The following is a 21,727-nucleotide window of genomic DNA, read 5'->3' as shown; positions in this document are numbered from 1 at the left end:
CCTTGCGGGCGCGCCGCTCGGCCAGCTCGTCGCGGTTCGGCGGCGCCGCGTCGGGAACGCCCGGCAGGCTCCCGCCGACGGCGTCCGACACATCGACGGGATCGAACCCGGAAGCCTCGAGGGGCCGGGTGAGTCGCGCGGTCATGACGGCGGCGGCGGCCGCGGCATCCATCACCGCCGCATTGACGGTCTTCTGCACGTCGTCGCGCGCGGCCGCGCTCACCGCCACACCGCGGTCCTTCGCGAGGTCGACCGCCTGACTCGCGAGGGCCGAGACGAGTGCGCGCCGCTGGCGGCTGAGGCGGGAGAGCTCGGCGGCGTCGAGGTCGTCCTGCGCTTCGCGAAGGGCGGCGGCGAGCTCCAGCGCGTCGCCGAGCTGGCCCTCGCGGGCGAGGAGGTTCACCGCCCACGCGGCGACCGTCGGCTTGCGGAGCGCCTTCAGCCGTGCGGTGAGGTCACGTTCAGCGGCGGCCCGGGCATTGCGCTGGGCGGTGAACTGCTCGGGCGGGAGCGCATAGAGCTCGACCGCGATCGCATCGAACTTCTCGGTCGCGGCGTCGGCGGAGGGCACGGGCCCATTCTCGCCCCGGATGCCGCGATCCGGCGTGTCCGGCGGGTTCGGTGTGTGCGGCGGGGGCTGTCGAGTCCACGAGCCGATACGTTGACCGCGAGCCGATACGGCGATTACGTGTCGGCTCGCGCGGAACGTCTCGGCTCGACACTCTATTCGGCGGGGGCCTCAGGCCTGCTGTGCGCGGGCGGCACGCGGGCCGTGCAATTCGCGGTGGAGCCGCTCCATGCGGTGGTCGAGGGCGGCGGCGGAGTCCGCGGCATCCTTCAGCTCCGCCACAAGACGGTCGGGCACCTGGTTGTCGTACTTGTAGTAGATCTTGTGCTCGAGGCTCGCCCAGAAGTCCATCGCGATGGTGCGGAACTGCACTTCGATCGGCACGATGACGCGGCCGGTCGAGAGGAAGACCGGCACCTCGACCACGGCATGCAGGCTCTGGTAGCCGTTGGGCTTGGGCTGGGCGATGTAGTCCTTGACCCGGCGGACCGTCACGTCGTCCTGGGCGGTGAGCAGGTCGAAGAGCCGGTAGACGTCGGTYACGAAGCTGCAGGTCACCCGCACGCCCGCGATGTCGGTGATGCGCTCGCGGATGGTGTCGAAGTCCGGGTCGATGCCCTTGCGCGCGACTTTGCCGACGATGCTGTCCGGCGACTTCACCCGGCTCGAGACGTGCTCGATCGGGTTGTAGTCGTGCATATGCTGCAGCTCGTCGCGCAGGATCCCGACCTTGGTCTCGACCTCCTGCATGCCGAAGCGGTACTCGAGCAGGAACCGCTGCATCTGATCGCTGAGCGCGCGCAGCTGGGAGGGGGAGATGCTGATGGGCGTGTCGTCCACGGTGCTCGCCATGGATTCCACGCTACGGATGCCACCTCTGCGGCACCTGTGAGCCCGGCCTGTGCGGGGTCAGGCCTGCAGGATGCGGGCGGCCTGGCGCGCGGCGCCGAGCGCGACGTACTCGCCGGGCTCGGGCACGACCACGGGGACCCCGAGCACGAGCGGCGCGATCACACGGACCGCCTCGGACTGGGCGCTGCCGCCGATCAGCAGGGCCCGCTCGAGCGGAACACCGAGGTCGCGCACGGCCTGAAGCCCGGCGGCGAGGCCGCCGAGCATGCCCTCCACCGCGGCGCGCGCGAGGTTCTCGCGGGTCGTCGAGGTGAGCGTCATGCCGGTGAGCTCGGCCGTCGCGTCGGGGAGGTTCGGCGTGCGCTCGCCCTCGAAGTACGGCACGAGGGTGAGTCCGCCGGCGCCCGGCTCGGCGGTGAGGGCCAGGCGGCTGAGCTCGGCGAAGTCGACGCCCAGCAGCCGGGCGATCGCGTCGAGGACGCGCGCCGCGTTCATGGTCGCCACGAGCGGCAGGAAGTGCCCGCTCGCATCGGCGAAGCCCGCGACCGTGCCGGTCGGGTCGATGGTGCGCTGCTCGGACACGGCGAACACCGTGCCCGACGTGCCGATCGAGACGACGACGTCGCCTGGCTGCGCGTCGAGCCCGAGGGCGGCGCCCGCGTTGTCGCCTGCGCCAGGTCCGACCCGCCGTCCGTCGGGATCGGTGACCCACTCGTCGGCGCCGAGCACGCGCGGGAGGAGCGCGTCATGGCCGAGCGCCGTGACCAGGAGGTCGCGGTCGTAGCCGTTGGTCTCGGGGTTCCAGTAGCCGGTGCCCGAGGCATCCGATCGATCCGTCACGAGCTCGTCGAGCACCGGCCCGAGCGGCGACTCGTCCGACGGGCCGAAGCCCCGAAGGCGCCAGGTGAGCCAGTCGTGCGGGAGGGCGACCGCCGCCACGCGGGCGGCGTTCTCGGGCTCGTGGTCGCGCAGCCAGCGCAGCTTCGTGATCGTGAACGACGCCACCGGCACGAGGCCGGTGCGGCGAGCCAGCTCGTCGGCGCCGAACTCGGCGATCAGGTCGGCGGCCGCTCCGGCCGAGCGGGTGTCGTTCCACAGCAGCGCGGGACGGATGACGCGACCCTCCGCGTCGAGCACGACCATGCCGTGCTGCTGCCCGCCGATCGCCCAGGCCTCGACGTCGTCGAGTGCGCCCGCATCGATGGCGAGTCCCTGCGCCGAGTCGCGCAGCGCGACCTGCAGGGCGCTCCACCAGGCGGCCGGATCGACCTCGGTGCCGTCCGGGTGCGACGCACGGCCGGAGCGCACGACCGCGCCGGTCGCGGCATCCGTCACGACGACCTTGCACGACTGCGTCGACGAGTCGACACCGATCACGAGTGGCATGTCGCTGCCTTCCTTGAGGTTCGCACTCTCGCGAATCCACCGATTTGGTGCGAATCCACTCAGCCCGAGCGCGAACTGCGTGGTCTCGGGCGGAATCGGTGGATTCGCGGGTTGTGGGACCGGGTCACCGGTCAGAGGAGCCCATCAGCGTGCGGCGCCGCCCTTCGGGTGGGCGGCGCCGGCACGTGACGGGCTGGGTGGGAGCGGGATGCTCAGCGAGCGCCGAGCAGGTGCTCGGTGGCCAGTTGCTGCAGGCGGACGAAGCCGAAGCCCTTGCCGCCGAGGTACGCGTCGGTGTCGAAGTCCTCGTACGAGGCCCGGTCGGCGATCAGGTCGTCGTAGGACTCGCCCGGGTTGAGGGTCGGAACCGACAGCTCGGCGACCTTCGAGGCGGCGAGCGCCTCCTGCACCTCGGGGTCGGCGCGGAAGGCCGCGGCGCGCTCCTTGAGCAGCAGGTAGGTCTGGATGTTCGCGGCAGCGGAGTCCCAGACGCCCTTCTCGTCCTCGGTGCGACTCGGCTTGTAGTCGAAGTGACGGGGGCCCTCGTAGGCCGGAACGCCGCCGGGGCCGCCGTTCTCGAGCAGGTCGACGAGCGCGAACGCGTTGTGCAGGTCGCCGTGACCGAACACGAGGTCCTGGTCGTACTTGATGCCGCGCTGACCGTTGAGGTCGATGTGGAAGAGCTTGCCGTGGTACAGCGCCTGGGCGATGCCGGCCGCGAAGTTGAGGCCCGCCATCTGCTCGTGTCCGACCTCGGGGTTGAGTCCGACGAGCTCGGGACGCTCGAGCGAGTCGATGAAGGCGAGCGCGTGGCCGAGCGTCGGCAGCAGGATGTCGCCGCGGGGCTCGTTCGGCTTGGGCTCGATCGCGAAGCGGATGTCGTAGCCCTTGTCGGTGACGTAGTCGCCGAGGAGGTTGACAGCCTCGCGGTAGCGCTCGAGCGCCTGGCGGATGTCCTTGGCCGAGTCGTACTCTGCGCCTTCGCGGCCGCCCCACATGACGAAGGTCTTGGCGCCGAGCTCAGCGCCGAGGTCGAGCTGGCGGATGACCTTGCGGAGGGCGAAGCGGCGGACGTCGCGGTCGTTCGAGGTGAAGCCGCCGTCCTTGAAGACCGGAGCCGAGAAGAGGTTGGTGGTCACCATCGGGATGATGAGGCCGGTCGCGGCGAGCGCACCCTTGAGGCGGTCGATCTGCGACTGGCGCTCTGCCTCGGTCGAGCCGAAGGCGAACAGATCGTCGTCGTGGAAGGTGAGGCCGTAGGCGCCCACCTCGGCGAGCTTCTCGACGGCGTGCACCACGTCGAGGGGCTTGCGGGTCGGGCCGCCGAACGGGTCGGTGCCGTTGTAGCCGACGGTCCAGAGGCCGAATGAGAACTTGTCGGCGGGCGTGGGGGTGGGCATGACGCTCCTTTGCGGATGGTCGAGATAATTGTTGTTGGACACAACCTATACCATTCCGGATGCCTCGTCCACTGGCTCGGGTCGCGTCAGAGCCGCACCGCCTCCCGGATTGTTGTCGATCGCAACGTATACTGCTTGCGTGTCCCGCYCCGTCTCCCGGCCGCCCACAGAAGTCAGCTCTGCCGTCATCTCATGAACGAGACGGTCGGCAGCCGCCAAGCGAATCTCGCGCGACTGCTGCGCCTTGCGCACCTCGAGGGACCGGTCTCCCGTGCGACCCTCACCGCAGAAACGGGTCTGAATCGCTCCACGATCGCTGACCTCGTCGGCGATCTCGTCGCGCTCGGCGTCGTCGAGGAGCGCGCACCGGACCCCAGCCGGCGCGTCGGCCGCCCTTCCCCGCTTGTGAGTGGGCACCCTCGGGTCATGGCCATCGCGGTCAACCCCGAGGTCGACGCCCTTACGCTGGGCGCCGTCGGACTCGACCGCACGGTGCGCCGCCGGGAGCGCATCGAGATGGCCGGCCTCATCGGCCCCGAGCAGACCGCGCACCTCATCGCCGAGCGAATCCGCGCGTGGCGTGCCGAAGACCTCGCCGATGCGGCCATCGCCGGAATCGGCGTCGCCGTGCCGGGTCTGGTGCGCGCGTCGGACGGGCTCGTCCGCGATGCCCCGCACCTGAGGTGGACCGACGTCGCGCTGCGCGAGCTCATCGAAGAGGCAACGGGACTGCCCACGGTCGTGGGAAATGACGCGACCATGGGCGTTGTCGCTGAGCACCTCTTCGGCGCCGCGCGCGGTGTGGACGACGTCGTGTACCTCAACGGCGGCGCGAGCGGCATCGGCGGCGGCCTCGTCGTGCAGGGGATGCCGATCGCGGGCGCGTCCGGCTACTCGGGCGAGTTCGGCCAGAACCGACCGCGTATCGCGTCGGCCGCGGATCGGCGAGCGTCCGATGGCGTGTTGGAGGACGAAGTCAGTCGCGCGCGCCTGCTGGCAGCGCTGGGCCGCCCGAATGCCGACGAGCCCACCCTGGCGGAGCTGCTGCGCACCACGAGTGCGACCGAAGTGCTCGACGAGATAGCGCGACAGCGCCGCATCCTCGCGACCGCACTCGCCAACGCCGTCAATGTGCTCAACCCGTCCGTCGTGATCCTCGGCGGATTCCTCGGGATGCTGGCCACMTACGATCTCGACGACCTCAAGCAGGCCGTCGTGGCGCAGACGATGCCGGCCAACGGCGAAGACCTCGAGATCTTCCCCGCGGCACTCGGGGAAGATCGCCTGCTGATCGGCGCCGCGGAGGCCGCCCTCGCGGAACTCCTGCGGGACCCGGCCGGCGTCACGCTGCACTGAGCGCCGGAGCACCCGAGATCACGCGGGCGGCGCTGTCGTGGCGCGCGGCACGAGGCGAGTCGGCAGTTTGAGGTGCGTTGCCGCCGGCGCCTCACCCCGCATGAGCGCGAGCAGCATCCGAGCGGCCTCGGCGCCGAGCCTCTGCATGGGCTGACGGACCGTCGACAGCGGCGGGTTGGCGGCGGAGGCTTCGGGCACGTCGTCGAATCCGATGATCGACAGATCCTGCGGGACAGCGAGCCCGAGCTCGGCAGCGACCTTCACGATCTCGAGTGCGGAGATGTCGTTGGCGGCGAACACTGCCGTCGGGCGATCCGCGCGACGGAGCATCTCGAGGGCGGCGATCCGCACCGCGTCCTGGCGGTAGCTGCCGGACCCGACGAGTGCCGGGTCGACGGAGAGTCCGGCATCCGCCAACGCCCTGCGGTAACCGGCGTCACGAGCGATCGAGGAGCGCAGGTCGGTTCGCCCTGCGATGAAGCCGATGCGGGAGTGGCCGAGCTCGATGAGGTGGCGCGTCGCCTGGAGCGCCCCGCCGAAGCTGTCGCACTCGACGGTCGGCACATCGGCAGGGCCCGTGTGCGGGTCGATCGCGACGACCGGGACCTCGGTGCCGACGTTGACCACCGTCGGAGTCACGATGATCGCACCGTCGATGAGGGTTCCGCTCAGCCGCGACAGCGAGCGTCGCTCCCAGCCCTCGGCCGCTCCATGAGAGCCCGAGTACGCGAGCAGGTCATAGCGCGAGTCGCTCAGCGCCTGCCCCACGCCCTTCAGGATCTCGGCGCTGAACGGCTCGAAGTCTGCCACGAGCACACCGATCACCCCCGTGGTGCGAGAGCGCATGCTGCTCGCGATGAGGCTGGACTCGTAGCCGAGCTCTGCCACGACCGCCAGCACCCGGTCGATCGTCTCAGGGGCGACCCCGTACCGCCCGTTCACAGCCTTCGAGACGGTCGCCACGKAGACGCCGGCCGCGGCGGCGACATCGGTGATGGTGGGACGTCGGTCCATGATCTCGAAAGCATAACGGGTTGAAAAACGTTTTCGAAAACGTTTGACAGATATTTGTTGCGCGCACAGACTTTCCCCGCTCGGTTCGCACGCCGAGCATGCGCGGTCCCGAACCGCGCCGACCACGGCACCCCGGAGGATGGGGGTGCACCTCAAAGAAGAGAACGGGAATCACATGAAGCGCAACAGGATCCTCGCCGGGTCCGCCGCACTCGTCGTGGGCGCGCTGGCGCTCGCTGGCTGCAGTGCCGGCGGCTCCGGAGACAGCGGCGACGGGAACGTCGAGATGACGCTGTGGCAGAACTCCACCACGGGGCCCGGCCAGCAGTACTGGAAGGACGCGATCGCCGCGTTCGAGAAGGACAACCCGAACGTCACGATCAAAATGCAGTCGATCCAGAACGAGGACATGGACGGCAAGCTGCAGACCTCGCTCAATGCGGGCGACCCGCCGGACATCTTCCTCCAGCGCGGCGGGGGCAAGATGGCCGCCATGGTGCAGGCCGGCCAGCTGATGGATCTCACCGGCAAGATCACCGGCGAGGCGAAGGAGAACATCTCGGCGGGCTCCTTCAAGGCGGAGACCTACCAGGACAAGGTGTGGGCGATGCCGCTGTCGGTGCTTCCCGGCGGCATCTTCTACAGCCAGGACCTCTACGACGCCGCCGGGGTCACTGAGAACCCGACGACGATCGACGAGTTGGTCGCGGCGAACGACAAGCTGAAGGCGACCGGCGTCGCGCCGCTCGCGCTCGGCGCGAAGGACGCCTGGCCGGCGGCGCACTGGTTCTACTGGTTCGCACTGCGCGAGTGCGCGCCCGCGACGATGGAGGAGACGGGTGACTCGAAGGACTTCAGCGACCCCTGCTGGCTGAAGGCCGCCGAAGACCTCGACGACTTCGCCAAGACCGACCCGTTCAACGACGGCTTCCTGACGACCGCGGCCCAGCAGGGCGCGGGCAGCTCCGCGGGCCTGGTCGCGAACCACCAGGCGGGTGGCGAGCTGATGGGCGCGTGGGATCCGGGTGTGATCGCTTCGCTCACGCCGGACGAGAAGCCGCTTGCGGATCTCGCCTGGTACCCGTTCCCGGAGGTCGCAGGCGGCAAGGGTGAGCCCGGCTCCATCATGGGCGGCGTCGACGGCTACTCCTGCTCCGCGCAGGCGCCGAAGGAGTGCGCCGACTTCCTGAGCTTCATCGGTTCGGACGCCCAGCAGACGGCCTACTACGAGGCCTACAACTCGCCGCCCGTCAACACCGTGGCGCAGGCGGGTGTCACCGAGCCGTACCTGGTGCAGATCCTCGAGGCCTACAACAAGGCTCCGTTCGTCTCGCAGTGGCTCGACACCGTGCTCGGCCAGAACGTCGGAAACGCGCTCAACGTGGCTGTCGTCGAGATGCTCGCCGGACAGAGTTCACCGCAGCAGATGATCGACGCCGCCAACCAGGCCGGCGCGAAGGGCTAGGAACACTCCGCAATGAATATCAGCGAGACACCGAAGACGGACGATCGCCCGGAAACGGATCTCGCGCAGCGGACCGGGGGCGGCGGCGACACACCGCCGCCCTCGGCGCCGCCGCGCCGCCGGCGCCGAGGAATCGGACGGTCGGGCCGTTGGGAGATMGCACTGCTGGCCGGGCCCGCGGTGATCTTCTTCGTCGGCTTCGTCATCATCCCCGTGATCTTGGCGGCGTACTACGGCTTCTTCAACTGGCACGGCTATGGACCGGCGACGGACTTCATCGGACTGAAGAACTACGTCACGATCCTCACCGACCCCGACTTCCAGGAAGCGCTCGGTCACAACGCGTTCATCGTCCTGATGTCGCTGCTGATCCAGGGACCAGTCGCCCTCCTGCTCGCCCTGCTGCTCAACCGCAAGATGCGCGGGCAGTCGCTGATCCGCGTGCTCATCTTCGTGCCGTACGTGATCGCGGAGGTGGTGGTCGGCACCGGCTTCAGCCTCATGCTGGCGACCAACGGCGCACTCAACGGGCTGCTCGAGAATCTGGGGCTGTCCGGTCTCACGCGAGAGTGGCTCTCGGATCCGAGCATCGCGATCTGGACGCTCATCGCGATCCTCACGTGGAAGTACGTGGGCTTCGCCGTCATCCTCTTCCTCGCGGGCCTCCAAGGCATCCCCGAGGAGCTGCATGAGGCGGCCGCCATCGACGGCGCCAGCTACTGGCAGATCCAATGGCGCATCACGATCCCGCTTCTCGGCCCGACTCTGYGCATCTGGGCGTTCCTGTCGATCATCGGCGCCCTGCAGCTGTTCGACCTGGTGTACATCATCTGGGGGCAGTACATCGCCCCCGTCGCCGGCACGTCGACGATGGCGACCTACATGGTCTCCAACGGTCGCAACGCCGGCAACTTCGGCTACGGCAACGCCGTCGCCGTCGTGATCTTCCTCATCTCGCTCGTCGTCGCCTTGATCTATCAGCGCTTCGTCCTCCGCCGCGACACCGCGGGCGCGCTCACCGAAAGGACCACCCGATGACCGCCGCACTGGCGACCATTGAGCTGCCCCCACCCCGACCTCACCGGATGCGGGCGGCGACACCCGTCGTCTACTTCGTCGCGTTCATCGTGGTCGCGCTCATGCTCGGCCCCGTCCTCTACATCATCATCGGTGGATTCCGCACGAATTCGCAGATCACGACCAACCCTGCGGGGATGCCCGATCCGTGGGTGTTCTCCAACTACATCGATGTGCTCACCGAGCCGACGTTCTGGATTCTGGTGATGAACTCCACCATCGTCGCGGTCGCGACCACCGCGGGGGTGATCCTGCTGGGTCTCATGGCCAGCTACGTGCTGGCGCGATACCAGTTCCGGGGCCGAGGGGTGCTGTACGCGCTGTTCGCCGCCGGGCTCATGTTCCCGATCACCGTCGCCATCACACCGCTGTACATCGTCGTGCGCGACCTCGGGCTCATCAATTCGCTCGCCGGCGTCATCCTGCCCCAGATCGCCTTCGGGCTGCCGACGACGATCATCATCCTGGTGCCGTTCCTGCGGGCCATCCCCGACGAGATCCAGGAGGCCGCGTTCATCGACGGATGCAGCCGCCTCGGCTTCTTCTGGCGCATGGTGCTTCCGCTCGCGGTCCCCGGAGTCATCACGGTCGGCATCCTCGCCTTCATAGGCAGCTGGAACAGCTATCTGCTGCCGCTGTTCCTCCTCAACGACAACGCGAACTTCACGCTCCCGCTCGGCGTACAGGCCTTCTCGTCGCAGTATTCCGTGGACACCGCGAAGGTGCTCGCCTTCACGTCACTGTCGATGATCCCCGCGCTCGCCTTCTTCAGCCTCTTCGAGCGGCGCATCGTCGGCGGTCTCACGGGAGCGGTGAAGGGATGAGTGAACTTCGGCTCCCGGCGGTATCGGAGCGGGTTCAGGGCCTGCATGCCCAGATGACCCTGGAGGAGAAGCTGGGCCAGCTCGTCGGCTACTGGGTCGACCAGGGCGATGAGCTCGTCGCCCCGATGGCGGGCGAGATGGTGACCTCGACGAAGTACGAGGATGCCACGACGCATGGCATCGGGCATCTGACCCGGGTGTACGGCACCCGACCCGTCGATCCGGTGGAGCGCGCCACGTGGCTGTGGAACGAGCAGCGGCGCCTGCGGGAGCAGACTCGGCTCGGCATCCCGGCGATCGTCCACGAGGAGTGCCTCACCGGCCTCGCCGCCTGGAAGGCCGCGACCTTCCCGACTCCGCTCGCGTGGGGGGCTTCCTTCGACCCCGCTCTCGTGGAGGAGATGGGGCGGCTCATCGGGGACTCGATGCGACAGCTCGGCATCCATCAGGGGCTCGCGCCCGTGCTCGACGTCATCCGCGACCCACGCTGGGGGCGAGTCGACGAGTGCATCGCCGAGGACCCCTACGTCGTCGGCACGATCGGCACCGCTTATGTGCGGGGGCTGCAGGATGCCGGGGTCCATGCCACTCTCAAGCACTTCGTCGGCTACTCGGCCTCGCAAGCCGGACGCAATCATGCGCCGGTGCACGTCGGCCGGCGCGAGCTCGCGGACCTGCTGCTCCCGCCGTTCGAGATGGCCATCCGCGATGGGGGTGCACGCTCGGTCATGAACTCGTACGCGGCGATCGACGGTGTGCCGGTCGCTGCATCGGCGGAACTGCTGACCGGCCTTCTGCGGGAGCGCTGGGGCTTCGACGGCGTCGTCGTCTCCGACTACTTCTCCGTGGCGTTCCTGCATTCGATGCACGCTGTCGCCGAGGATCTCGGCCACGCGGCCGCCCTCGCGCTCGAGGCCGGCATCGATGTGGAGCTGCCGACGGGCGACGCCTTCACCGCGCCGCTGGCGGCCGCCGTGCGCGACGGCCGGGTGGACGAAGCTCTCGTCGATCGTGCGGTGCTGCGCGTGCTCGCCGAGAAGGCGGAGCTGGGCCTGCTCGACGAGACGTTCGAAGAGGCGCCCGCCGAGATCGACCTGGACACGCCCGCTCATCGCGAGGTCGCACGTCGCCTCGCGGCCGAGTCGGTCGTGCTGCTCTCGAACGACGGGACGCTTCCGCTCGAACTCGGTGCGCGGGCACGCGTCGCGGTGATCGGTCCGAACGCCGACGCGCCGGAGGCCCTGATGGGCTGCTACTCCTTCGTCAACCATGTACTGGCGCATCACCCCGAGGTCCCCCTGGGCCTGGATATCCCGAGCCTTGCGACGGCACTGCGCTCGGAGCTGTCGGATGCCCTGATCGAGGTCGCAGCCGGCTGCGACGTGACCGGCGACGACGCGACCGGCATCGCGGCGGCCGTCGCCGCGGCACGCGCCGCCGAAGTCGCCGTGGTCGTCGTGGGGGATCGCGCGGGACTTTTCGGACGCGGCACCGTGGGCGAAGGCAACGACGTCGAGGATCTGGAGCTGCCTGGTCTGCAGCGCCGGCTCGTGGAAGAGGTCGTGGGCACCGGCGTGCCGACGGTCATGGTCGTGCTGTCCGGGCGCCCGTACGCGATCGGGTGGGCGATCGACGGTCCCGCCGCTCCGGCCGCTGTGGTGCAGGCCTTCTTCCCCGGCGAAGAGGGCGGCACGGCGATCGCCGAGATCCTCACCGGCCGCGCGGCCCCGTCCGGTCGGCTTCCCGTCTCGCTGCCCCGCTCGGCGGGAGCCCAGCCATATACCTACCTGCACCCGATTCTGGGTGGCCCCTCCGAGATCACGAGCGCCGACAGCACTCCGGCCCTGCCGTTCGGGCACGGTCTGACGTACACGAGCTTCGAGCACACCCGGCTGACCGCACCGCCCGAGTCCGCGACCAGCGCGTCCTTCAGCGTCACGGTCGATGTCGCCAACACCGGCGGGCGCGCCGGGGTCGACGTCGTGCAGCTCTATGCGAAGGACGTGTATGCGAGCGTCACCCGTCCCGTCGCTCAGCTGGTGGGCTACGCGCGGGTCGCCCTCGAGGCCGGCGAGCGAACCGTCGTCCGCTTCGAGGTGCCGTCTGCGCGTCTCGCGTTCGCCGATCGCCGAGGGGTGCGCATCGTCGAGCCCGGTGACGTCGAACTCTGGGTCGGCGCCTCGTGCGACTCGCAGGAGACCCGCGCGACCATGCTGCTCAGCGGGCCGATCCACGAGGTGACCACGGCCGACCGCCGCACCGTCTCGGTCGACGTCGCGGCGGTGCGCGCCTAGCGAGGATGGTGCGCGGGTCGACGGCGCCGATATGGTCGAGGCATCCGTCACGGGAGGTCTGCCATGTCCATCGCCACCGGAACCGCCTACGATCAGGTCGCCCTGCAGGCGAAGGCCCGCGATCACCTGTGGATGCACTTCGCCCGCCAGTCGGTGATGACCGAGGGTGACGGCGTGCCGATCATCGTGCGCGGCGAGGGGCATCACATCTGGGATGCCTCGGGCAAGCGCTACTTCGACGGTCTCTCCGGCCTGTTCGTGGTGAACGCGGGTCACGGACGCCGGCGCCTCGCCGAGGTCGCGGCCCGGCAGGCGGAGGAGCTCGCCTTCTTCCCGATCTGGTCGTACGCGCATCCGGCCGCGATCGAGCTTGCGGAGCGGCTGGCGCACTACGCCCCGGGCGACCTCAACCGGGTGTTCTTCTCCACGGGTGGCGGCGAGGCCGTCGAGACCGCGTTCAAGCTCGCGAAGCAGTACTGGAAGCTCGTCGGCAAGCCGGGCAAGCACAAGGTGATCTCGCGCGCGGTCGCCTACCACGGCACCCCGCAGGGCGCGCTCRCGATCACCGGCATCCCCGCGATGAAGGAGATGTTCGAGCCGGTCACCCCCGGTGGATTCCGGGTGCCCAACACGAACCACTACCGCGCCGCGGAATCGGGCTTCGTGTGGAGCGGCAAGGGCGACGAGCTCGAGGAGTTCGGCGTGTGGGCGGCCGACCGCATCGAGCAGGCCATCCAGTTCGAAGGCCCGGACACCATCGCCGCGGTGTTCCTCGAGCCCGTCCAGAACGCGGGCGGCTGCTTCCCCCCGCCGCCCGGGTACTTCGCCCGCGTGCGCGAGATCTGCGATCGCTACGACGTGCTGCTGGTCAGYGACGAGGTGATCTGCGCCTTCGGGCGGATCGGCGAGTGGTTCGCATGCGATGCCTACGGGTACGTGCCCGACATGATCACGTGCGCCAAGGCGATGACGAGCGGCTACTCCCCCATCGGCGCGACCATCATCAGCGACCGCATCCACGAGCCCTTCTCACGCGGGCAGGCGAGCTTCCCGCACGGCTACACCTTCGCGGGGCATCCGGTCTCCGCGGCCGTCGCGCTCGCCAATCTCGACATCTTCGAGGAGGAGGGCCTGAACGAGCGGGTCCGCGAGAACTCACCCCTCTTCCGCTCGACGCTCGAGCGGCTCACCGACCTCCCGATCGTCGGCGACGTGCGCGGCGACGGGTACTTCTTCGGCATCGAGCTGGTCAAGGACAAGGCCACGAAGGCGACCTTCGACGACGACGAGGCCGAGCGGCTCCTGCGCGGGTTCCTCTCCAAGGCCCTGTTCGAAGCGGGGCTCTACTGCCGCGCCGACGACCGCGGGGATCCCGTCATCCAGCTCGCCCCGCCCCTCACGATCGGGCCGGCCGAGTTCACCGAGATCGAGCAGCTCCTCCGCGGCGTGCTGACCGAGGCCTGGGCCCGCCTCTGAGCAATCTGCCGTAACAGGGGGAATGCCCGGGTGCCGGGTGGGCTTTACCTTCGGCATGACACGAGTCGGAATCATCGGAGCAGGACACATCGGATCGACCCTCGCGCGGGGTCTCGTCGACCACGGGTACGAGGTCGTGATCAGCAATTCGCGCGGGCCGGCGAGCCTGGCCGAGTTCGTCGCCGAGCTCGGGCCGAAGGCCACGGCGGGGACGACGACGGATGCCGCGGCATCCGGTGACATCGTCATCGTGACGGTGCCGCTCAAGGCGTACCAGGAGGTGCCGGTCGAGCCGCTCGCCGGCAAGATCGTGCTCGACACCAACAACTACTACTGGGAGCGCGATGGGCACATCGCAGCCCTCGACGAGAAGCGGGCGACGACCGCCGGGCTGCTTCAGGAGCACCTGCCGACGTCGCGGGTCGCGAAGGCGTTCAACCACATCCAGTCCAGCCAGATCCTGACCGACGGCACGCCGGCGGGCTCCAAGGACCGTCGCGCGCTCGCCACCTCGAGCGATCACGCGGATGCCTCTGCCTGGGTCACCGACCTCTACAACGCCTTCGGCTTCGACACCGTCGACGTCGGACCGCTGGCGGAGAGCTGGCGCGTGGAGCGCGATCAGCCCGCGTACGTCGTCCGCCAGAACAGGGAAGAGCTCGTCGCAAACCTGGCTCGCGCCACCCGCTGACGAACGATCGCGCTCCGCGCCGGGCCACTCGTGTGTCCGGTGCGGAGCGCGGTGATCGGATCCGTTCGATCGAGGGTTAGGGTGGGCGCGTGGGAACCATGTATTACGGGGATTCGGGCACGCCGATCCATATCGAAGACCGCGCTCTCGCGCACCTGAAAGTCGTGATCGCGACCAAGCTGCGGCGGGACGAGAGCTTCACCGTGTCGTGGCGCCACCCCGAGGATCAGCCACGCGGGCGGAGCACCGTCTGGATGCACCCCTCGATCGCGCTGCGGTTCGTGTTCGACGAACCGGAACCGCCGGAGCTGAGCCGGTCCTGGCTCGAAGATCTCGCGAACTCGGCCAACTCCTCCGGCGGGATCATGCTCGTCGCCGAGCACTTCGACACCGGTCCGGTCCCCACGATCGAGGGTTCCGACGCCGACGGCGTCTCGCTGGGAGATTCCGTGTCCCTCGCCAACGTCGAGGTCGCCCACCTCGAGATCGACCGGCTGAGCGTCAACGGCACCGATCTCACCGCGGGAACCGACGCGGCCGACATGGAGAGCGTCGCCGGTGCAGCCCTCGACGCTCCACCGGTCGAGGACGACTGACGGTTCGGCGCCGGTCGTTCAGGCCGCGGAGATCGCCTCTCCGGCTGCCGGCGGCTCTTCGGACAGGGGCAAGTCCTCGGCCGGCTCAGGAACGATGCTGAGGCCGTTCGGACCGCTCGCGGCCTGCATGAGCTCTTCCACCCACAGGCGGTTGATCCGCGGCTGACGGCTGCCGAAGAAGTGGAACTGGATCGGCACGGWGGGGTTCATCCAGAAGCTCCTGCGCCCGCTGCCGTCGCCGATCTCGACATCGAACATGAACGACTCCGAGCGGCGGAGCTTGTTCATGACGACGATGCGCAGATGGGCGAGCGTGCGGTCGTCGATGTCCACCGAGTTCGCTGCCGTGTCGTAGATGAATCTCCCCATATGAGGAGCATACGTCCGCCGTCAGCGTGGTGCGAAGGCGTTGTGGAAAAGCGCTCGGGCGCGGACGGCGGCCTCGGCGCGAAGGGCAGGAGGGGTCCGGGCGAGCTCGGTCGCCAGCATCCCCGTCGCCATCGCCACGTCTTCCGGTTCGACGTGGCTTCCGATGCGTCCTGCCGCGCGTTCGCGGACGACGAGCCGCGACACGAGGCCGTTGAATCGCTCGCCGAGCGGCACGACCCGCGGGTCCTGCAAGTCGGCGGTGACCAGCTCGATGAGGGCGGTGGAGGCCACCGCCTGCTCGACGACGCGGCCGAGCAGGTCGTCGACCGTGCGGCCCTCGGGAGCAGTGAACTCCTCGAGGTCGATCACGTTGTCTTCGAACACGGCGACCGCGAGTGCGGTGCGGTCGGGGAAGTGCCGGTAGAGGCTGCCCTGTCCGACGCCGGCGCGCTTGGCGATCGCGCTGAACGGCGCGCCCAGCCCCGATTCGGCGTAGACGGCACGCGCGGCGGCGATGAGCGCCCGACGGTTTCCGGGGCCGGCGGCCGGGCCGCGGTTGGTCTTCGTCGGGTGATTCTGCTGGGTGAGCACGGGTGTAGCCTAGTACCGGACACTGCTGTCCGGTCGAAAAGGAAAGAGAAGCATCATGGCTACCACCAAGGCCCTCTCGGGCGACACCTCGATCGCCGACTGGCTCGCAGATCCTGCGGGCAACGCGATCCTCACCGACATGCTGGCCCAGAGCGGTCAGACCCCGGACGCGTTCAAGCCCGTCCGCCGACTCGCGATCAAGCGGCTCGTGAAGCTGAGCCAGGGTGCCTTCACCCAGGACATGCTCGACGGCCTCGTCGCGCGCGCCGCCGCCGGCGACGTGCCTGCAGGCGCCGCTGCCGCGCCGGCCATCAACACCGAGGGCGACGACGAGGCATCCGTGTCCGCCGTTCCGCTCCGCGAGTGGACCGAGCGCATCAACGAGGGCCGCTTCACCGGCCAGACCGTCATCGTGACCGGCGCCGGCTCCGGCATCGGCCGCGCCACCGCCTCGCGCGTCGCCCGTGAGGGTGGCCGCGTCATCGCGGTCGACGTCAGCCAGGAGCGCCTCGACGAGTTCGTCGCCGAGCACGCCGGAGCCGACATCGTCTCGCTCACCGCGGACATCACCGACGACGCCGGCGTGGCCGCCATCGTCGAAGCCGCCGGCGAGACGATCGACGGCCTCGCGAACATCGCCGGGATCATGGACGACATGACCCCGGTCGGCGACCTGTCCGATGCCGTCTGGGAGCGCGTCATGCGCGTCAACGTCACCGGCACCATGAAGCTCACCCGCGCCGTCATCCCCACGATGCTGGCTCAGGGCGGCGGCTCGATCGTCAACACCGCCTCGGAGGCGGCTCTCCGCGGTTCGGCAGCCGGTGCCGCCTACACGGCGTCCAAGCACGCCGTCGTCGGGCTCACCAAGTCGAGCGCCTTCATGTACGGCCCGAGCGGCATCCGCGTCAACGCGGTCGCCCCGGGACCCACCATCACCAACATCGAGGCGAAGTTCGGCTCGCCCCTGGGCGCCGAGCGCGTCCAGTTCGGCATGCAGATCCTGCCGGACGCCGCCGAGGCCGAGGCCCTGGCCGCGTCGATCACGTTCCTGCTGAGCGATGACGGCGTCAACGTCAACGGCATCGTGCTCGCCAGCGACAACGGCTGGTCGGTCGCGTAGCCCCTGCGAGACCGCAGACTGCGGCCCCGGAGCATCCGCTCCGGGGCCGCAGTCTCGTTCGGGGCGGATGCCGCGGCAGGGGCGTCAGAAGGGCCAGACGAGCGGCACGTAGAAGACCGCGAAGAGCAGGTAGATGATCGCGAGCGGCAGCCCCAGCTTCCAGTAGTCGCCGAACCGGTACCCGCCGGCCTCCATCACCATGAGGTTCACCGGCGTGGCGATCGGGGTGAGGAAGGCGGCGGCCGCGACCACGGTCAGCGCCATCATGAACGGCTGCACGGAGACGCCCATGGCGCTGGCGAGCGAGACCGCGATGGGGGCGACGATGAGCACCGTCGCCGTGTTGCTGATCAGCTGGCTCAGTACGAGCGTCAGCACGCACAGCACCGCCAGCGCGACGTAGGCGCCGGAGTCGCCGATCACCGTGAGCAGCCAGCCCGCGACGAGGTCGGCGGTGCCGGTCACGGTGAACGCGGTGGACAGCGGGATCATCCCCGCGATGAGCACGACCGTCGTCCACGAGATGGAGCGGTAGGCCTGCGCAGGACTGACCGTGCGCGTCACCACGATGGCACCGGCGGTGAGCAGACCGGCGATCGCCGGAGGAACGAACCCGGTGGCCAGGAGCAGCACCATGGCCGCGAGGATGACGAGCGCGCGCTTCGCGCCCTTCCCGAGGGGCACCGCCCGGCGCATCAGGCTCGGCGCATCGACGACGAGCACTCCGGGGGCGTCGGTGTGGCGCGTGAGCTCGTCCCACGTGCCCTGCAGCAGCAGAGCGTCGCCGGCGTGCACCGAGATCTCCTGGCCCTTGAGCTGCTGGTCGCCTCGCCGCGCGGCGAGGATCGCGAGCTCGCCGTCGGGTGTCGCCATCCCGGGGTAGACCTTCGTGCCGATCAAAGGCGAGCGCGGCGGGATCACGACCTCGGTCACGCCGTTCTGCGGACCCATGATCATGCCGGTGTCGAGGCTCAGCGAGTACTGGTCCCGCAGCAGTCGCGCGTGACGCACGAGGTCCATCGGCATCGACGCGCCGTTGCGCTTGGGCAGCAGCGGCGCGCCGAACAGGACGATGAACGCCACAGTGACGATGACGATGGGCACGCCGACGAGGGCGAACTCGAAGAAGCCGAACGCCCGTCCGCCGCTCGCGGCGGCCATGTCCGAGACGATGATGTTGACCGGCGTCCCGGTGAGGAGCAGCAGAGAACCCGCGGATGCCGCGAACGCGAGCGGCATGAGCAGCTGGGAGGTCTTGATCCCGGCGCGTGCCGCGACCACCACCACGAGCGGAAGCAGCGCGGCCACGGCGCCGTTGATGCTGATCAGCGCCGAGGTCGCCGCCACGAGGCTGCAKATCACGATCAGCAGCGGCATCCGCTTCGTGCCCGCTCGTGCGATCACCTTGTGGCCGGCCCACGCCGTCACGCCGGTCGCATCCAGGGACTCGCTCACCACGAACAGTGTCGCGATGAAGATGACCGTCGGATCGCCGAACCCCGCGAGGGTCTGCTGGAGCGTGAGCACGCCGGTGAGGAAGAGCGCGAGCGAGACGCCGATCGCCACGATGCCGAGCGGGAGCCGATTGCTCACGAAGGCGACGATCGCCAGGACCAGGATGACGAGGGTCGCGGCGATCGGGTCCACGGTGATCTGGTCCATGGCGTTCAGCGTAGCCACGCAGGTCTCCGACCGGTGCGAACCCGGACTCCTGGCCGGACAGGCCGTATCCTCAGGGGGTGGCTGACCGGCGGAGAGTGCTGTCGTGGTGGGTGAAGGACTACGCCTTCGCCGCGCACTGGCAGATCCAGTCGTTCCTCGGTTCCCGAGACGGCGAGAAGTTCCGCACCGGCACGGGACGGCCGGTGCTCATGCTCCCGGGGATCTGGGAGACCTGGGGTTTCCTCCGGCCGCTCATCGAGCCCCTGCATGCCGCCGGACATCCCGTGCATGTGCTCCCGGCGCTGCGCCGCAACGGCCGGCCGGTCGCCGACACGGCGCGGCTCGTCGCCGGGTACCTCGAAGAGCACGACCTGCGCGATGTCGTCATCGTGGCGCACAGCAAGGGCGGGCTCATCGGCAAGTACCTGATGACCGAGCTCGACCCGCAGCAGCGCATCCACAGCATGGTCGCCCTGGCCACGCCGTTCGCCGGTTCGATCTACGCCCGCTTCATGCTGAGCCCGAGCCTGCGGTCGTTCTCGCCGACCGACCCGACCACCCTGCATCTGCAGAAGATCATCGACGTCAATTCCCGGATCACCAGCATCTCGGGGGTCTTTGATCCGCACATCCCGGGCCTCTGGGAGCTCGAGGGCGGCACCAACCACACGATCGACACCGGCGGGCATTTCCGGGTGATCGGGCAGCCCGAGACGATCCGGCTCGTGGTCGAGGCCGCCGCGGCGTAGTGGTTCTGCCCGGACGTCGCCGGGGTCAGGCGAGGCCGACCAGGATGCCGCCCACCGCACCCACGATGACGACGCCCCACGCCGGCATCCGCCATGCCATCAGCAGCACGAAGCACAGGAGCGCTAGCAGGAACGACGCCGGGTCGATGATGGCGCCGACGAAGACCGGGTCGTAGAGCGCGGCCGCGAGGATGCCGACGACCGCGGCGTTCGCCCCGCGCATGACCGCCTGCGCGAGCGTGCTGGTGCGGAAGGCGTTCCAGAACGGGAGCACGCCGACCAGCAGCAGGAACCCGGGCAGGAACACGGCCACGAGGGCGACCGCCGCGCCGGCGATGCCTCCTGGACCGACATCGGCGAGCACCCCCAGGTAGGCCGCGAAGCTGAACAGCGGCCCCGGCACGGCCTGGGCCGCGGCATACCCGGAGAGGAACTCGGTGGGGGTGACCCATCCGGTCTGCACGACCTCGGCGTCGAGCAGGGGAAGTACGACGTGTCCGCCGCCGAATACGAGGGCCCCGGCGCGGTAGAACGCGTCGAACAGGCTGAGGGCGCCCGACGAGACCGCCGCCGCCGCGATCGGGACGCCGATGAGGAGCACCGCGAACACTCCGAGCGACAGCCAGCCGGCCAGGCGGCTGACCGGGAACTCGACCCGCCCCACCGGCGGCGCGGCGGTGTCTCGGCAGAAGACGAGGCCGGCCATCGCGCCGACGATGATCGCGACGACCTGACCGGCCGAGCCCGCCATCAGCACGGCGAATCCCGCGGCGACGACGGCGATCGTGGCCCGCTGCGGGTCGGGGGTGAGGGTCCGGGCCATCCCGGCCACCGCCTGGGCGACGATCGCGACGGCGACGATCTTCAGACCGATCAGGATGCCGGAGCCGATCACCCCGCGGAAGAGCGAGGCGCCGTAGGCGAAGCCGACCATGAGCACCGCCGATGGCAGCGTGAATGCCAGGAAGGCCGCGAGCGCGCCGAGCGGACCCGCCCGGAGGAGTCCGAGCCCGAATCCGACCTGGCTCGACGCCGGCCCCGGGAGGAACTGGCAGAGTGCGACCAAGTCGGCGTACGCCTTGTCGTCGACCCACTTGCGGCGCACCACGAGGTCGTCGCGGAAGTAGCCGAGGTGGGCGATCGGCCCACCGAACGACGTCAATCCGAGGCGGAGGAAGGCGAGGAAGACTTCGCCGACCGTGCCCTCCGGCGCTGCCCGGACGGGCCGCGGTGCAGTGCTCATCGTGGCTCCGATGCGAGTGCGAACCGGGCAGGGTGCCCGCGATCGCGAGCCGGCTGCTCGCGGTGCCCACTGTATCGGCGGGCGGCGGGTTCCTTGACGGGGGGCCCTGCATCTGGCACCGTGCGAAGGGGGAGCGCGCGCCCGGAACATCACCGGTGCGCGCCGCTCGGAAGGGGGAGGAATGCCGGACTCAGCCCGCAATGCGCGACAGGCGAAGCACATCGAGCGGCGCACACCGCGGCACCCGGCGTCCGCTCTCGCTGAACGCTGGACGGTCGTCGACGGGGTCCCGATCTTCTACCGCGAGTCGCCCGAGAAGCCGGACGCCCCGGCCATGATGCACGTGCACGGGTTTGGGCTGTCGGGACGATATCTGCTGCCCACCGCCGAACTGCTGCGCGACGACTTCCACACCCTCGTGCCCGATCTCCCGGGATTCGGACGCAGCGGCAAGACCCGCGGCGGACTCGACGTGCCGGACCTCGCGCATGACGCGATGCGGTTCCTCGACGATCGCGGAGTCGAGCGCGCGACCCTCGTCGGCAATTCGATGGGGTGTCCCGTCATCGTCGAGTTCGCCCACACTTTTCCCGAGCGCATCGAACGGGCTGTCCTCGTCTCCCCTGCCGGCGGCCTCTACAACCAGCCGCTGGGCCGCGCCATGGGTCAGCTCGCCCGTGACGGCGGCCGCGAGCCCCCCAAGCTGGTCACGGTCGCCACGCCCGACTACGTGCGCTTCGGCGTCCCCAGCACGTTCCAGATGTTCCGCGCGCTCACCAAGTACCCCACGCTGGCGCGGCTGCTGGAGCTGCGCATCCCGACCCTGGTCGTGGTGGGGACGAAGGATCCGCTCATTCCGGGGCCCTCGCGCGTCTCGGAGATCGCCGAGCAGACCGAGAGCCACGTGCTGCTCGTCATGCTCGAGGGCGCGGCGCACGCGATCAACTTCAGCCACCCGAGGGAACTCGCCCACCTGATCCGGCTCTTCATG

Annotated in this window: 19 protein-coding genes and 1 pseudogene; 11 read left to right on the top strand and 9 right to left on the bottom strand. The window is 69.5% G+C overall.

Translation table 11 applies throughout. The annotated features are described in order from the left end of the window. From AC1DVT_RS07190 to xylA, 4 genes are all read right to left on the bottom strand, one after another. Positions 1-571: transposase (locus AC1DVT_RS07190; protein WP_477387733.1), on the bottom strand; the 571-nt coding region annotated here is incomplete at its 3' end. Positions 572-739: 168 nt separating this feature from the next. Next, positions 740-1,420 (bottom strand): GTP pyrophosphokinase, encoded by a 681-nt coding sequence (locus AC1DVT_RS07185; protein WP_477387731.1) that lies wholly within the window; start codon positions 1,418-1,420, stop codon positions 740-742. A gap of 57 nt (positions 1,421-1,477) precedes the next feature. Beyond that, on the bottom strand, positions 1,478-2,806 hold the full coding sequence (xylB, locus tag AC1DVT_RS07180) for a xylulokinase (protein ID WP_477387730.1): 1,329 nt from the start codon (positions 2,804-2,806) through the stop codon (positions 1,478-1,480). Between the two features lie 212 nt (positions 2,807-3,018). Next, positions 3,019-4,206: a xylose isomerase gene (xylA, locus tag AC1DVT_RS07175; RefSeq protein WP_477387728.1), complete on the bottom strand. Its 1,188-nt coding sequence runs from the start codon at positions 4,204-4,206 to the stop codon at positions 3,019-3,021. A gap of 192 nt (positions 4,207-4,398) precedes the next feature. Between xylA and AC1DVT_RS07170 the strand changes: the two genes are divergently transcribed. Then, complete coding sequence (locus AC1DVT_RS07170; protein WP_477387726.1) at positions 4,399-5,562, top strand: ROK family protein; 1,164 nt, start codon at positions 4,399-4,401, stop codon at positions 5,560-5,562. Between the two features lie 18 nt (positions 5,563-5,580). On the opposite strand, the gene AC1DVT_RS07165 is transcribed toward AC1DVT_RS07170, so the two are convergent. Beyond that, on the bottom strand, positions 5,581-6,576 hold the full coding sequence (locus AC1DVT_RS07165) for a LacI family DNA-binding transcriptional regulator (RefSeq protein WP_477387724.1): 996 nt from the start codon (positions 6,574-6,576) through the stop codon (positions 5,581-5,583). Between the two features lie 175 nt (positions 6,577-6,751). Between AC1DVT_RS07165 and AC1DVT_RS07160 the strand changes: the two genes are divergently transcribed. The 7 genes and pseudogenes from AC1DVT_RS07160 to AC1DVT_RS07130 all read left to right on the top strand — a co-directional run. Beyond that, the gene (locus AC1DVT_RS07160; RefSeq protein WP_477387722.1) at positions 6,752-8,041 is read left to right on the top strand and encodes an ABC transporter substrate-binding protein; all 1,290 of its coding nucleotides are present in this window, start codon (positions 6,752-6,754) and stop codon (positions 8,039-8,041) included. A 12-nt stretch (positions 8,042-8,053) separates the two neighbouring features. Further along, complete coding sequence (locus AC1DVT_RS07155) at positions 8,054-9,079, top strand: carbohydrate ABC transporter permease (protein WP_477387720.1); 1,026 nt, start codon at positions 8,054-8,056, stop codon at positions 9,077-9,079. Next, positions 9,076-9,942 carry a carbohydrate ABC transporter permease gene (locus AC1DVT_RS07150; protein ID WP_477387718.1) on the top strand — a complete coding sequence of 289 codons (867 nt, stop codon included), beginning with the start codon at positions 9,076-9,078 and terminating at the stop codon, positions 9,940-9,942. Before AC1DVT_RS07155 ends, AC1DVT_RS07150 begins: the two co-directional genes overlap by 4 nt. Further along, a complete protein-coding gene (locus AC1DVT_RS07145; protein WP_477387716.1) occupies positions 9,939-12,236 on the top strand; it encodes a beta-xylosidase/alpha-l-arabinosidase in 2,298 nt (765 codons plus the stop codon). The genes AC1DVT_RS07150 and AC1DVT_RS07145 overlap by 4 nt, the downstream gene beginning before the upstream one ends. A gap of 63 nt (positions 12,237-12,299) precedes the next feature. Then, a complete protein-coding gene (locus tag AC1DVT_RS07140) occupies positions 12,300-13,712 on the top strand; it encodes an aspartate aminotransferase family protein (protein ID WP_477387714.1) in 1,413 nt (470 codons plus the stop codon). Positions 13,713-13,767: 55 nt separating this feature from the next. Next, a complete protein-coding gene (locus AC1DVT_RS07135) occupies positions 13,768-14,403 on the top strand; it encodes an NADPH-dependent F420 reductase (RefSeq protein ID WP_477387712.1) in 636 nt (211 codons plus the stop codon). A gap of 89 nt (positions 14,404-14,492) precedes the next feature. Then, positions 14,493-14,813, top strand: a pseudogene (locus AC1DVT_RS07130) (DUF7882 family protein); the annotation flags it as partial. A gap of 204 nt (positions 14,814-15,017) precedes the next feature. Here AC1DVT_RS07130 and AC1DVT_RS07125 read toward each other — a convergent pair. Together AC1DVT_RS07125 and AC1DVT_RS07120 are read right to left on the bottom strand one after the other, a co-directional pair. Next, the gene (locus AC1DVT_RS07125; RefSeq protein WP_477387710.1) at positions 15,018-15,368 is read right to left on the bottom strand and encodes a DUF7882 family protein; all 351 of its coding nucleotides are present in this window, start codon (positions 15,366-15,368) and stop codon (positions 15,018-15,020) included. A 21-nt stretch (positions 15,369-15,389) separates the two neighbouring features. Beyond that, positions 15,390-15,959: a TetR/AcrR family transcriptional regulator gene (locus AC1DVT_RS07120; protein WP_477387708.1), complete on the bottom strand. Its 570-nt coding sequence runs from the start codon at positions 15,957-15,959 to the stop codon at positions 15,390-15,392. A 55-nt stretch (positions 15,960-16,014) separates the two neighbouring features. On the opposite strand from AC1DVT_RS07120, the gene AC1DVT_RS07115 reads away from it, so the two are divergent. Next, positions 16,015-17,082: an SDR family NAD(P)-dependent oxidoreductase gene (locus tag AC1DVT_RS07115; protein ID WP_477387706.1), complete on the top strand. Its 1,068-nt coding sequence runs from the start codon at positions 16,015-16,017 to the stop codon at positions 17,080-17,082. Positions 17,083-17,166: 84 nt separating this feature from the next. On the opposite strand, the gene AC1DVT_RS07110 is transcribed toward AC1DVT_RS07115, so the two are convergent. Beyond that, positions 17,167-18,744: an SLC13 family permease gene (locus AC1DVT_RS07110; protein ID WP_477387704.1), complete on the bottom strand. Its 1,578-nt coding sequence runs from the start codon at positions 18,742-18,744 to the stop codon at positions 17,167-17,169. 77 nt (positions 18,745-18,821) lie between these two features. Between AC1DVT_RS07110 and AC1DVT_RS07105 the strand changes: the two genes are divergently transcribed. Then, positions 18,822-19,493, top strand: coding sequence for an esterase/lipase family protein (locus tag AC1DVT_RS07105; RefSeq protein WP_457100382.1), 672 nt, complete (start codon positions 18,822-18,824; stop codon positions 19,491-19,493). Between the two features lie 25 nt (positions 19,494-19,518). On the opposite strand, the gene chrA is transcribed toward AC1DVT_RS07105, so the two are convergent. Then, positions 19,519-20,736 carry a chromate efflux transporter gene (gene chrA / locus AC1DVT_RS07100; protein ID WP_477387702.1) on the bottom strand — a complete coding sequence of 406 codons (1,218 nt, stop codon included), beginning with the start codon at positions 20,734-20,736 and terminating at the stop codon, positions 19,519-19,521. A gap of 181 nt (positions 20,737-20,917) precedes the next feature. Between chrA and AC1DVT_RS07095 the strand changes: the two genes are divergently transcribed. Further along, the coding region (locus AC1DVT_RS07095; RefSeq protein ID WP_477387700.1) for an alpha/beta fold hydrolase at positions 20,918-21,727 on the top strand (810 nt) is incomplete at its 3' end.

The sequence above is a fragment of the Microbacterium sp. P2_F9 genome (assembly GCF_056403635.1).
This window is presented reverse-complemented; position numbering and strand designations above follow the sequence as displayed.